10 protein-coding genes are annotated in these 13,072 nt (G+C 75.5%); 8 read left to right on the forward strand and 2 right to left on the reverse strand.

Going from position 1 to position 13,072, the window contains the following annotated elements; genetic code table 11:
• Window positions 1-38 precede the first annotated feature (38 nt).
• From VGB14_17745 to VGB14_17770, 6 genes are all read left to right on the forward strand, one after another.
• The gene (locus VGB14_17745) at window positions 39-2,273 is read left to right on the forward strand and encodes a dehydrogenase E1 component subunit alpha/beta (protein ID HEX9994776.1); all 2,235 of its coding nucleotides are present in this window, start codon (window positions 39-41) and stop codon (window positions 2,271-2,273) included.
• Between the two features lie 67 nt (window positions 2,274-2,340).
• Window positions 2,341-2,718, forward strand: coding sequence for a PKD domain-containing protein (locus VGB14_17750; GenBank protein HEX9994777.1), 378 nt, complete (start codon window positions 2,341-2,343; stop codon window positions 2,716-2,718).
• A gap of 84 nt (window positions 2,719-2,802) precedes the next feature.
• On the forward strand, window positions 2,803-4,980 hold the full coding sequence (locus VGB14_17755) for a transglycosylase domain-containing protein (GenBank protein HEX9994778.1): 2,178 nt from the start codon (window positions 2,803-2,805) through the stop codon (window positions 4,978-4,980).
• Entirely contained in the window at window positions 4,977-5,690 is a 714-nt protein-coding gene (locus VGB14_17760) for a C4-type zinc ribbon domain-containing protein (GenBank protein HEX9994779.1), read from the forward strand. Before VGB14_17755 ends, VGB14_17760 begins: the two co-directional genes overlap by 4 nt.
• A complete protein-coding gene (locus VGB14_17765) occupies window positions 5,687-6,169 on the forward strand; it encodes a hypothetical protein (protein HEX9994780.1) in 483 nt (160 codons plus the stop codon). Before VGB14_17760 ends, VGB14_17765 begins: the two co-directional genes overlap by 4 nt.
• 11 nt (window positions 6,170-6,180) lie before the next feature.
• On the forward strand, window positions 6,181-6,798 hold the full coding sequence (locus VGB14_17770) for a histidine phosphatase family protein (GenBank protein ID HEX9994781.1): 618 nt from the start codon (window positions 6,181-6,183) through the stop codon (window positions 6,796-6,798).
• A 226-nt stretch (window positions 6,799-7,024) separates the two neighbouring features.
• Here VGB14_17770 and VGB14_17775 read toward each other — a convergent pair whose 3' ends face one another.
• Window positions 7,025-8,503 (reverse strand): M28 family peptidase, encoded by a 1,479-nt coding sequence (locus VGB14_17775; GenBank protein HEX9994782.1) that lies wholly within the window; start codon window positions 8,501-8,503, stop codon window positions 7,025-7,027.
• A 150-nt stretch (window positions 8,504-8,653) separates the two neighbouring features.
• On the opposite strand from VGB14_17775, the gene VGB14_17780 reads away from it, so the two are divergent.
• Together VGB14_17780 and VGB14_17785 are read left to right on the forward strand one after the other, a co-directional pair.
• The gene (locus VGB14_17780; GenBank protein HEX9994783.1) at window positions 8,654-9,190 is read left to right on the forward strand and encodes a hypothetical protein; all 537 of its coding nucleotides are present in this window, start codon (window positions 8,654-8,656) and stop codon (window positions 9,188-9,190) included.
• On the forward strand, window positions 9,178-10,893 hold the full coding sequence (locus VGB14_17785; GenBank protein HEX9994784.1) for an NAD-binding protein: 1,716 nt from the start codon (window positions 9,178-9,180) through the stop codon (window positions 10,891-10,893). The genes VGB14_17780 and VGB14_17785 overlap by 13 nt, the downstream gene beginning before the upstream one ends.
• A gap of 359 nt (window positions 10,894-11,252) precedes the next feature.
• On the opposite strand, the gene VGB14_17790 is transcribed toward VGB14_17785, so the two are convergent.
• Window positions 11,253-13,072, reverse strand: a 1,820-nt coding sequence (locus VGB14_17790; GenBank protein HEX9994785.1) for a hypothetical protein, incomplete at its 5' end; no start/stop codon positions are given.

Consider the following 13,072-nt stretch of genomic DNA (forward strand, 5'->3'; position numbering starts at 1 on the left):
GGCCGGGGCGGATCCTGCATTGGAAGGGGTGGTGGTCGATGGCGAAGGCGCACCGAGCCGACCCGGCTGAGCTCGTCCGGGACGAGGACCACCGCCACCAGCGCAACGGCCACAAGGACCACAAGGACCACAAGGACAAGGACCGGGAGCGGGACAAGGACAAGCGCCGCGGCCGGGACGACGACGGCCAGCCCACCTACCGGGGCTACCGCTGCTCCGAGCTCGTCGACGACTTCCGGATGGCCTGCGTCTCCCGGGCCCTCGACGACCGGGAGATCAGCCTCCAGAAGCAGAGCCGGGTGTTCTTCCAGATCTCGGGCGCCGGCCACGAGGCCCTGCTGCTCGGCCTCGCCCGCCACCTCCGGCCCGGCTACGACTGGTTCTTCCCGTACTACCGCGACCGCTCGCTGATGCTCGGCCTCGGCGTGACGCCCACCGAGATCCTCCTCCAGGCCGTCGGGTCGTCGGAGGACCCGGCGTCGGGCGGCCGGCAGATGCCCTGCCACTGGGGGCACCGGCGGCTGAACGTCGTGTCCCAGTCGAGCCCGACGGGCAGCCAGTGCATCCCCGCCGTCGGGTGCGCCGAGGCGTCCCGCTACATCGCCGGCCGCAGCCTCCCCGGCTGCGACGCCCACGGCGACGAGCTCACCTACGTGTCCCTCGGCGAGGGGGCCACCTCCGAGGGCGAGTTCTGGGAGAGCCTGAACACGGCCTGCCGCCTGCACCTCCCGGTCCTGTACGTGGTGGCCGACAACGGCTACGCCATCTCGGTACGGGCCGAGGACCAGTCGCCGGCCCCGATCTCGGAGATGGTGCGCGGCTTCCGGGGCCTCGCCATCACCAAGTTCGACGGGCGGGACTACTTCACCGCCCGGAAGAAGGGCGCCAAGGCCATCGCCCGGGTGCGGGCCGGCGAGGGGCCCGGCCTGATCCACGCCACCGTCACCCGCCCGTACTCGCACTCCGCGGCGGACACGCAGAGCAAGTACCGCCCCGTGGAGGAGCTCCAGGCGGAGGCCGAGCACGACCCGATCGACACGTTCGAGCGCGAGCTCGTCGAGGCCGGGGTGCTGAGCGAGGAGGAGGCGGCCGCCGTCCGCGAGGAGGCCAAGGCGATCGTCCAGGCGGCCGCCCGCGAGGCGCTCGCCGCCGCCCGTCCGGACCCCGCGACCGTCCTCGAGCACGTCTACGTCGTCCCGGACATCCCGGGCGACGGCCGGCTGACCGAGGCCGCCGTCGACCCCGAGGCCGAGACCGTGACGTTCGGGGAGGCCATCCGCCGCACGCTCCACGAGCTGATGGCGGCCGACGAGCGCATCCGGGTGTTCGGCGAGGACGTGGCCGACGCGCCGGCCGAGGTCGTCGACCAGGTCGAGGGCAAGGGTGGCGTGTTCGGCACCACCCACGGGCTCCAGAAGCAGTTCGGCATCGCCCGCTGCTTCAACACCCCGCTGGCCGAGGCGAACATCGTCGGCCGGGCCGTCGGGCAGGCGGTGCGGGGGCTGCGGCCGTTCCCCGAGGTCCAGTTCTTCGACTACATCTGGCCCGCCATGACCCAGATCAAGAGCGAGGCGGCGACGATGCGCTGGCGCTCGAACGGGGAGTTCCACTGCCCCCTGGTCCTCCGGGTCCCCATCGGCGGCTACCTCACCGGCGGGTCCATCTGGCACTCGCAGTGCGGCGAGTCGATCTTCACCCACGTCCCCGGCCTGATCGTCATGTTCCCGTCCCGGGCGAGGGACGCGGTCGGCCTCCTCCGGGCCGCCCACCGCTGCGAGGACCCGGTGCTGTTCCTCGAGCACAAGCACCTGCTCCGCCAGCCCTACGCCCGGGACCCGATGCCGCCGGACGACTTCGTCATCCCGCTCGGCCGGGGCGACGTCGTCCGCGAGGGCACCGACCTCACGATCGTCACCTACGGCGCCACCGTGGAGCGCAGCCGGCGGGCCGCCCAGATGATCGAGGAGGAGGACGGCTGGTCGGTCGAGATCGTCGACCTCCGGTGCCTGGTGCCCTGGGACAAGGACCTCGTCGCCGAGCGGGTGGCCCGCACCGGCCGGGTGCTCGTCGTCCACGAGGACATCGTCACCTCCGGGTTCGGCGCGGAGGTGGCGGCCTGGATCGCCGAGGCCTGCTTCACCGACCTCGACGCGCCGGTGGCGCGGGTGGGCGCGAAGGACTGCCACGTCGCCTACGAGCCGACCCTCGAGCACGAGATCCTGCCTCAGCCCGAGGACATCGCCGAGGCGGCCAGGAGGGTCCTCGGGTTCTGACCGTCCGTTTGGGGGACGCGGCCGGGTGGGTACCGGGTCGCAGGTCCACCGACGAGGAGGTATGGGGATGCCGCGTGTGCGAGGGCTGGCCGTTGCCGCCGTGGGCCTGGGGCTCGCGGGGCTCGGCCTGTCGCCGGCGACCGCCGGTGCGGGGGCGGGGATCAACGCCCTGCAGGTGCAGGCCGTGGTCGCCGACCAGCAGTGCGTCAACGGGGACACGGTCCAGGTGACCCTGTCCGCGGTCACCGAGTCGTCCAGCACCGTGCGGTACCGCTGGGACTTCAACCGTGACGGCGTGTTCGACACGGGCGCCGTCAGCGACCCGACCGTCATCCACAACTACCCGGACGAGATCAACGTGAACGCCAAGGTCGTCGCCCGCAACGCCGAGGGCGACAAGGACAAGGACTCCGTCTCGTTCAGCACCCTCCGCTGCACGAACTGACGCCGTGACGCTGCCCGCGGGGTGGCGGCAGGGCGCCGGCCTGCCGGCCTTCCTGTCACACCCCGCGGGTAACGTCGGGTCTAAGTGAAGCACCTCGCTCGGCTCCTGCGGCTCGTCGCCGTCCTGGTCTGCGCGCCGGCCCTGCTCGCCGGCACGGTGCTCGTCGTCGCGCCCCAGGCCGTCGCCCTCCTCACCTCGGGCAGCAGCCGCCTCCCGGAGCTGAACCTCTCCGCCCTCGGCGAGCGCTCGCTCATGTTCGCGAGGGACGGCACGCTCATCGCCTCGCTGCACGACTACGAGTCGAACCGGGCGCCCGTCCGCCTGGACCAGGTGCCCGAGGCCCTCGTGCAGACGGTCCTCGCCGTCGAGGACGAGCACTTCTACGAGCACGGCGGCGTGAACCTGCGGGCCACCGCCAGGGCGCTCATGGAGAACGTCGAGGCCGGCGGGATCGCCCAGGGCGGGTCGACGATCACCCAGCAGGTGGTGAAGAACGCCCTGCTCAGCCCGGAGCAGGACCTCGGGCGGAAGGTGAAGGAGGCGGTCTACGCCGTCCGCCTCGAGGACGAGATGTCGAAGGACGAGATCCTCGAGCGCTACCTCAACACCGTCTACTTCGGCAACGGCGCCTACGGCGTGCAGGCCGCGGCGGAGACGTACTTCGGGCTGAACGTCGGCGACCTCAACTGGGGGCAGGCGGCCCTGTTGGCCGGCCTCATCCGCAACCCCGGCGGCTACGACCCGTTCCTGCACCCGGAGGCGGCCGAGTCCCGGCGGCGCTTCGTGCTCGACCGGCTGGTCGGCCTCGGGCGCATCACGCAGTACGAGAACGAGCTGTACCAGCTCGTCCCGCTGCCCACGGCGAACCTCAGCAGCCTGCCGCCGCCGAAGGACTACTTCATCGAGGAGGTCAAGCAGCAGCTCCTCGACGACCCCCGCCTCGGCGAGACGGCCACCGACCGGTTCAACGCCGTGTTCCGGGGCGGCCTGCGCATCTACACGACGATCGACCCGATCTACCAGTACGTCGCCGCCCAGGCCCGCAACGACGTGCAGGGCACGATCACCACGCCGTGCCCGCGGCCCGACGGCACGCTCGGCCCCTGCTTCCTCCCCGAGGCGGGCGGCCTGTTCACCAGCGCGGTCATCTCCGTCGAGCCGGGCACCGGCGCGGTGCGGGCGATGATCGGCGGGCCCGGGTTCGAGGCCTACAAGTACAACCTCACCACCCAGGGCATCGGCCGCCAGGCCGGCTCGTCGTTCAAGACGTTCGTGCTCGTGTCGGCCCTCGAGCACGGCTACATCCCGAACGACGTCATCGACGGGTCGGGGCCCTGCAAGTTCCCGAACCCGGGCGGCACGCCCGACCCCTACGAGGTCGACAACTTCGACGACAACCGGGGCAGCGTCGGCACCATCACCCGCCAGACGGTCGGCTCGGTGAACTGCGCCTACGTGCGCCTCGAGCAGCTCGTCGGCCTGCCCAACGTGATCGACACGGCCCGCCGCATGGGGATCACCACCCCGCTCGGCGAGCCGACCGGCGACCTGTCGCTCACGCTCGGCACCCGCGAGGTGCACCCGATCGAGATGGCGGCCGCCTACGCCACCCTGGCGGCCGACGGCGTCTACCGCCAGCCCTACCTGATCGACCGGGTGGAGGACAGCCGGGGCCGGGTCATCTTCGAGCACGAGGACGACCCGCAGCAGGCGCTCGACCCTGAGGTCGCCCGCCTGGCCACCGAGGTGCTCGAGGCCAACGTGCAGTACGGCACCGGCACCGCCGCCCAGCTGGGCGAGCAGGCGGCGGCCGGGAAGACGGGCACGGCGCAGGACTCGGCCGACGCCTGGTTCGTCGGCTACACCCCCCAGCTCGCCACCGCCGTGTGGATGGGCGCCCCCGAGGGCCGCATCCCGATGCGCAACGTCGGCGGGCGCACGGTGACCGGCGGCTCCTACCCGGCGAGGATCTGGGGCCTCTACATGAGCGAGGTGCACTCGGGCCTGCCGATCACCGAGTTCACGCCGCCCGAGCCGCCCGATCGGGCCGGCCGCTTCCTGCGCCTCGACCCCGAGATCGACCTCGGGGCGTCGGGCTACGACGAGTTCGCGGCGCAGTTCGCGCCCCGGCCGCCGGCGACCTACACGTTCACCCCGCCGCCCGTCCGGCCACCGGTCACGTTCGCCCCACCGCCCCCGCCCACGGCCCCACCGGAGACCCGGCCACCGCGGCCGCCACGCCCGCCACGACCGAGGCCGTGAGCGACCTCCCCCTCCTCCTGACCCTCCAGGACCACGACACCACGATCGACCAGCTCCGGCACCGGCGCGACACCCTCCCCGAGCGGGCGGCGCTGGCGGCGCTCGCCCGCGAGATCGAGCAGCTCGACGCCAGGACGGCGGTGACGGCCGAGCAGCGCGACGAGATCGCCCAGCTCCAGCAGCGGCTGGAGGACGAGATCGACGCGCTCGAGGCGAAGTCGGCGAGCGTCGACCGCACCCTGTACTCGGGCTCGGTCAACAACCCGCGCGAGCTCACCGCCCTCCAGGAGGAGCTGGCCGCGCTCGGCCGGCGGCGCAGCCAGCTGGAGGACCGGGTGCTCGAGCTGATGGAGGAGCGGGAGCCGCTCGACGCCGCCGTCGACGAGGCGGCGACCCAGCGCATCGACCTCGTCACCCGGCACGAGCAGGTGGGGACGGCGCTGGTGGAGGCCGAGGCGGCCGTCGAGGCCGCGCTGGCCGAGGCGACGGCCATGCGGGACGCGGCGGCCGCGCAGGTGTCGGCGCCGCTGCTGGCCGAGTACGAGCGGCTGCGGACGCGGATGGGCGGGGTGGCGGTCGCCCCGCTCCAGGGCCGGAGCTGCGGCGGGTGCCACCTGACCCTGTCGGCGGTCGAGCTCGACCGGCTGCGCCACCTGCCGCCCGCCACGGTCGTCCACTGCGAGGAGTGCGGCCGCATCCTGGTGCCGTGATCGTCTGGTTCGCGGCCGCCGCGGTCGTGTTCGTGTGGGCGGTGTTCCAGAGCCCGGCCGTCGACTACCGGCTGGTGGCGCTCGGGGCCGTGCTGCCGAGCGTCGAGGGGGTGCTGTTCGGCGCCCGGGTGCTCCACACCCTGGCGTTCTCGGCCGTGCTGCTGGTCGTCGTCCTCGTCGCCACCCGGGGCCGGCGGCTGGCCGGCCGGCGGTGGGTCGCGCTGCCCATCGGCACCGCCCTCCATCTCGTCCTCGACGGCGCCTGGACGAGGACCGAGCTGTTCTGGTGGCCGGCCATGGGCTGGTCGTTCGACGGCGAGCGGGCGCCCGAGGTGTCCCGGGGGGTCTGGTCGGTCGTCCTCGAGGCCGTCGGGGTGGCCGTCGCCGTGTGGGCCTGGCGCACGTTCGGCCTCGCCGACCCCGACCGGCGGCGGCGGTTCGTGCGCACCGGCCGGCTCGACCGGTCGGTCGTGCCCTGAGCGGGGCCCGCGTGCTGATCCTGGTGCGGCACGGGCGGACGGCGGTCAACGCCGCCGGGCTCCTGCTCGGACGGTCCGACCCGGGCCTCGACGACGAGGGCGCCCGCCAGGCCGGGGCGCTCCCGGCCGCGGTGGCGGATGGCCCGCCGCCGGCCACGGTCACGAGGGTGGTGGCCAGCCCGCTCGGCCGGGCCGTCGCGACGGCCCGGTGCTTCGGCCTGCCCGTCGAGGTCGACGAGCGCTGGGTCGAGGTCGACTACGGCGACTGGGAGGGCCGGCCCGTCCGGTCGGTCAGCGCCGCGGAGTGGGCGGCCTGGCGGGCCGACCCCGAGTTCGCGCCGCCCGGCGGGGAGTCGCTCGCCGCCCTCGACCGGCGGGTCCGCTCGGCCTGCGACGAGCTGCTCGCCGCGGCGGTGGCGGCGGGGCCAGGGGAGGGGGGCGACGTGGTCGTCGTCAGCCACGTGTCGCCCATCAAGGCGGCGGTCGCCTGGGCGCTCGGCGTGGGCGTCGAGCTGGCCTGGCGGACCCACCTCGACCCGGCGTCGATCACGCGGGTCGAGCTCCGTGCGGGGGGCCCGGTGCTGCGCTCGTTCAACGAGCGGGGAGCGCACCGCGTGCCCCCGCGATGACCGCGGGCCCGGGGACATGGCAATGGGATGGGCTGCGATCGTCGCTGGGGTCACGCGGTGGCGCCGGGTGCTCCTGCGCCTATCGAGGCACCCCCTCCAGCATGCTCATGCCGCCTGATCGGCGGCTCCGCCCGGCCGCTTGAGGGCAATGAGCCGAACGGCCCAGCTCCCGCGGTGCGGTCGGGCACGGGGGGCGCGGCCCCGCCCCCGTGCCCGACTCGGCGACCTACGCCGTCGGCCGGTGGCCGTCGAGCGTCGTGGGCGTCGGGTCGCCGCCGCCCGGCAGGTCGGCCTTCTGGGCCCAGTAGAGGGCGGCGAAGGCGACGAGGTCGCTGTTCTGGCGCAGCACCTCGAGGTCGACGTTGTCGTAGTCGTCGCAGGCCTGGTGGTAGCAGGGGTCGTAGGGGATCCCGGCCTCGCCGCCGTAGATCGCCTCCTGCTCCTCCGTCTTCGGCACCTCGGCCCCGGTGAACAGGCCGCCCGCCGGGATGCCGGCGGCGATGAACGGCCCGTAGTCGGAGCGGCCGCTGAACTCGGTGTCCTCCGAGGCCAGGCCCTGCCGGTCGTACCAGCGGTGGTAGACGTCCTCGATCTCGTCGGAGCCGTCGGGGCCGGGCGTGCCGAACGAGTCGCCGTCGCCGTCGTACACGAACCGGACGTAGTTCGGCGAGCCGATCATGTCGTAGTTCATGTAGAGGGCGATGCGGGCGAGCTCCTCGGCGGGGAGGTGCTCGACGTAGTAGGTGGACCCGACGAGGCCGAGCTCCTCGGCGCCCCACCAGGCGAAGCGCACGGTGTGGGTCGGGGTGACGTTGGCCATCATGATCGCCGTCTCGAGGATGGCGGCGCTGCCCGAGCCGTTGTCGTTGATGCCAGGGCCCTCGGGGACCGAGTCGAGGTGGCCGCCGACCATGACGACCTGGTCGTCGGTGCCCTGGAGCTCGGCCAGCACGTTCCACGCCGTCTTCGTCTCGAACAGCAGGTCGACGGCGATGCGCACGACGGCGCCCTCCGTGCCGGCCAGCCGCTCGCCGATGGCGAAGGTGGTGAAGATGACGGGGATCGTCAGCCGCTCGGCCGTCCCGCTCGGGGCGAGGACGTCGGTGCGGCCGACCTGGCCCTCGTTGAACAGCACGACGCCGGCGGCGCCGGCCCGCTGGGCGTTCTTGGCCTTGAGGGCGAACGTGCACGTGCCCCGCTGGATCAGGGCGATGTTGCCGGCCTCGAAGCCCTCGAAGTCCGACATCTCGCACCCGCTCGTGGAGCTGGGCTCCGGGGTGGGCGGCAGCACGAGGTCGACGGCCTGGAGCTCGCCCTGGGCCGTCGTCTCGGGGGAGAACTCGGCGGCGAGGAAGTCCTCGTACGGGTCGAAGTCCTCCTGCTGGGGCTGGGTGAGCTGGAAGTCCGACAGGTCGGTCACCTGCTCGAACGGGAAGGCCTGCACCTCGGGCGTGTAGCCGGCCTCCTCGAGCTGGTCGAGCACGTAGTCGACCGAGGCCCGGAAGCCCTTCGTGCCCACGGCCCTCGTGCCGCCGTACTGGTCGGCGATGGCCTGGAGCTCGGCCTGGTGCTCGCGCACCCCGGCCAGGGTGACGCAGGCCAGGAGGGCCTGCACCGTGTCGTTGACCCGCCGTTCGCAGACGCTCGGCGGAGGATCGGCCACCTCGGCGCGTGCCGGGGTCGCGATGATGGACGTGACGGCCACCGTGGCCGCAGCCAGCAGGCCGACGACGCGGGCGCGCCCCCCGCGTCGGCGCTCTGCGGCAGAAGTCGTCGGCATGCGACGCCCCCCTTTTGTCATGGAGGCGCCGAGCGTAGTCCTCCCGCCGCGGGCGGCGGGCCGTACGATCCGGCCGTGCCGAAGGGCGGCGAGCGGTTCCGGGTGGCCGTGTCCGGCCACCGCCGGCTGCCGGCGGACGGGCGCGTCCCGGCCGGCGTCGACGCCGCCCTCGACGCCGTCGCCGCCGCCGCGGGCGCGGCAGCGGCCGTCGTGTCGAGCCTCGCCGAGGGCGCCGACCGTCTGGTCGCCGAGCGGGGCCTCGCCCGCCCGGGCTGGTCGCTCGAGGTCGTCCTGCCCCTCGACGCCGCCGACTACGAGCGGGACTTCGAGGCCGGCGGGTCGGTGGCCGCCTTCCGCTCGCTGCTGGCGCGGGCCGACGCCGTCGACCGCGTCCCGCCCCAGCCGACGAGGGAGGACGCCTACTGGGCGGCCGGCCTCGAGGTGCTCGGCCGCTCGGACGTGCTCGTCGCCGTGTGGGACGGCCGGCCACCGCGGGGGCGGGGCGGGACGGGCGAGGTGGTGGCGCGCGCCAGGGCCGTCGGCCGACCCCTCGCCTGGGTGCGCGTCCCCGACGGCGACGTCGTGCGGGAGGGGTGGCCGTGGGCGGGCTGAGGCGGCTGTGGCAGCCGCGGTCGCGGTGGATGCTGTTGAGCGGGCTGTGGCTGGCCGTCGCCGCCCTCGGCCTGTGGGGGATGGCCGGGAAGTCGCCGCCCGGCGTCGCCTACTCGACCTGGGACCGGGTCTACGCCGTGCCCGACCTGTTCGCCCTGTCCTTCGCCAACGACTACGCCGCCGTCGACTGGCGCATCCAGGCCGCCCGCTTCCTCGGCCCGATGGTGACGGGGGCGACGTTCATCCAGGCCTCCGCCCTGCTGTTCCGCGAGCAGGTCGACCGGCTCCGGCCCCGGCTCTGGCGCGACCACGTCGTGGTCTGCGGCCTCGGGGAGAAGGGGCTGCGCGTCGCCACCTCCTTCCGGGACGCCGGCCGGCGGGTGGTGGCCGTCGAGGTCGACTCGGCCTCGCCGGGCGTGCCGACGGCGAGGGCCCACGGCGTGGCCGTGCTGGTCGGCGACGCCACCGACCCGGCCGTGCTCCGCCACGCCGGGGTGGGTCGGGCCGGCGAGGCGGTGGCCGCCGCCGACGACGGCGCCAACGCGGGGATCGCCGCCGTCGTGCGGGAGGTCGACCGGCCGGCCGGGGCCCGGCCGCTGCACTGCGCCGTCCACCTCCTCGACCCGCAGCTGTGCCACCTCCTCCGCTCGGAGGTGCTGGAGGACGAGGCCGAGGGCGTGCGGCTCGAGTTCTTCAACGTGCACCAGCAGGCGGCCAGGGCCTGGCTGGCGACCGAGCCGGTGCTCGACGAGGTCGGCCGGCCGCCGCACCTCGTGGTCGTCGGCGTCGGCCAGCTGGGCCAGAGCCTCGTCGTCGCCGCGGGGCAGCGTTGGGCCGAGCGGGACGGGCGGCACCGGCTGGCGGTGACCCTGGTCGACCGGGAGGCCGGCGGCCGCCTCCAGGCGCTCCGCCTCCGCCACCCGAGCCTCGAGCGGTGGTGCGACCTGGCCCCGATCGACCTCGACCTCGACCGGCCCGTCCCCGACGCCGTCGACGCCTTCACCGACCTGCTCTGTTCCGGGCGGGTGACGGCCGTGTTCGTCGCCCTCGACAGCGACGCGGCCGCCCTGTCGGCGGCGCTCACCGTCCGCCAGGTGCTCGGCGCCCGGCCGGCGCGGGTGCTCGTCCGCACCCGCTCGGAGGCCGGGCTCGGCGTGCTGCTCGGGGTCGGCCGGTCGGCGGTCCCGGTCGTCGCCTTCAGCCCGCTCGACCGGACGTGCACGGCCGAGGTGGTCGCCGGCGGCACCCACGAGCAGGTGGCGCGGGCGCTGCACGAGGACTACCTGGCGAGGACGAGGCGGGACGGCGGCGGCGGGGCGGCGGCCGTGCCCTGGGACGAGCTGCCCGAGGCCCTGCGGGAGTCCAACCGGCGGGCGGCCGCGGCCCTGGCCGCTGGGCTGCACGAGGTCGACCTCGACCTGATCCCGCTGTACCGGTGGGACGACGGCGGGCGGCCGCTCACCGACCACGAGGTGGAGGTGCTGGCCCGGCGGGAGCACGACCGCTGGGCCGAGGAGCGGCGCCGGGCCGGCTGGCGCCACGGCGAGCGCCGGGACGACCAGGCGATGACCAACCCGCTGCTCGTCCCCTGGGACGACATGGCCGAGGCCGACCGCGAGCGCGACCGTCAGGCCGTCCGCGAGCTCCCGGCCATGCTGGCGAGGGCCGGCCTCGACATCGTCCGCACCACGCCCGGCACCTGACGCCGGGGAGCGCCGGCCAGGCCGCCAGGCGCCGAAGGGCCGGCGGGAGGCCCGAGCGGCGCCGGGACGGCGCGGCATCGCGGCACGACCCGGCGACGGTCAGCGCGGGCGGGCGGGCGCCGGCGAGACGGCGGGCGATCGCGGCAGGACCCGGACGGCGGGCGGGAACGGTGGGTCGGGACGGCGGGCGGGGGCGGCGGGCGATCGCGGTGGGACGGGGACGGCGGGCGCGGCCGGCGGGGGCGGCGGGCGATCGCGGTGGGACCGGGACGGCGGGCGCGGCCGGCGGGGGCTGCGGCGTTGCGGCAGGACGGGGCCACCGGACGCGCGAGCGGCAAGCGGCGGCTCGGCGGCGCCCCTCAGCGCAGGCGGGCGCGGGCGGCGGCGGCGAGCTGGCGGATCTGGGCGGCCATCGGGGCGGCGCCGTACTGCTCGGCCATCGCCGCGGCCTGGTCGAGCAGGGCGATGCCCTCCCGCTCCCGGCCGGGGACGCCGCCGAGGACCTCGCCCCGGTTGGCCATGGCGATCACCACGCCGCCGGCGTTGCCGGCCTGACGGGCGAGGCGCTCCTGCTCCTCGAGCAGGGCGACGGCCGTCGCCGCGTCGCCCCTCGCCTGGGCGACGAGGGCCCGGTTGCCGACCGCCGACTGGAGCCCGTCGAGCAGGTTCCAGCGCCGGCACAGGTCCTCGGCGGCGGCCAGCACGACGTCGGCCTCGTCGAGGCGGCCGAGGCCGTAGAGGGCGAGGCCCCGGTTGCCCATCGCCATCTGCTGGCCGGCGACGTTCCCGGCGGCCGCGAACGCGGCCTCGGCCTCGGCCAGCAGGGGCAGGGCGTCGGCCGGGCGCCCGGCGCCGGACAGGAGCGTCGCCCGGTTGGTCAGCGCCGTCGCCGCCGTCGCCGGGTCGCCGAGGCCGGTCGCCGCGGCCTCGACCGCGGCCCAGGCGTCGACGAGGCCGGCCCCGTCGCCCACCGACGTCAGCACCTGCACGAGCAGGCCGGCCGCCTTCTGGAGGTCGGGCCACATCCCGAGCGACCGGCAGATGGCGACCTGCTCGCGGAGCAGGCGGGCCGCCGTCGCCGCGTCGCCCCGCTGGACGGCGATGGCGGCCTGGTTGCCGAGGCTGGTCTGGAGGCCGTTGCCGTCGCCGGCCTGGCGGCACAGCCGCTCCTGCTCGCCGTAGCAGCGCAGCGCGCCGTCCAGGTCGCCCCGGTGCAGCCGCACGACGCCCTGGTTGCCGACGCAGGAGGCGAGCCCGGTGAGGTGGCCCGTCCGCCGGCACAGCGCCTCCTGCTCGTCGAGCAGCCGGGAGGCGCCGTCGAGGTCGCCCCGCTGGAGGGCCAGGGCGGCCCGGTTGCCGAGCGCGCCCTGCAGGCCGTTGGCGTCGCCCAGCTCCCGGCAGATGCGCTCCTGCTCGGCGAACAGGCCCGCCGCGGCGACGCCGTCGCCGGCCGCCATGCGGGCCAGCGCCTGGTTGCCGAGGCTGGCCGCCACCCCGGGCCGGTCGCCGGCCTGGCGGTACAGGTGCTCCTCGTCGACGTGGAGGGACAGCGCGCCGGCGACGTCGCCGCGCGCCCGCGCCACCGTCGCCCTGATGCCGAGGTTGGCGGCGATGGCCGACGGCTGGCCGAGCGCCCTGGCCAGCGGCTCGTGGCGGTCGAGGAGGGCGACGGTGGCGTCGAGGTCGCCCTGCTGCTGGCGGACCATGGCCTGGGCCAGCAGGCTGCGGGCCAGGCCGGCCCGCCGGCCCGTCCTCGTGCAGATCGCCTCCTCCTCGGCGAGGAGGCGGAGGCTGGCGTCGAGGTCGCCCAGCTGGAGGAGGGTGACGGCCTGGTTGCCGAGGGAGACGTGGAGCCCGGCGAGGTCGCCGAGGTCCCGGCACACCCGCTCGTGGTCGCGCTGGAGGGCGAGGGCGCCGGCCAGGTCGCCCCGGTCGGCGAGGACGGCGGCCCTGGCGGCGAGGGCCTGGCGCAAGAGGAGCGGGTCGCCGATGCGCCGGCATACCTCCTCCTGCTCGGTGAACCGGGCCAGGGCGCCGTCGCCGTCGCCCCGGTCCCGGAGGGTCGCGCCGAGGTTGCCGAGCGCGGCCTGGAGCCCCCTCGCGTCGCCCCGCTCCCGGCACCGCCGCTCCTCCTCGGCGAACAGGGCGAGGGCGCCGTCGAGGTCCCGCCGGGCCCGCC

It is taken from the genome of Acidimicrobiales bacterium (assembly GCA_036399815.1).
Classification (GTDB): Bacteria; Actinomycetota; Acidimicrobiia; order Acidimicrobiales; family DASWMK01; genus DASWMK01.

Bases quoted from the DNA above. Each gene is read 5' to 3' on its own strand.
- VGB14_17745 (HEX9994776.1), top strand. From the start codon at position 39: ATGGCGAAGGCGCACCGAGCCGACCCGGCTGAGCTCGTCCGGGACGAG.
- VGB14_17750 (HEX9994777.1), top strand. From the start codon at position 2,341: ATGCCGCGTGTGCGAGGGCTGGCCGTTGCCGCCGTGGGCCTGGGGCTC.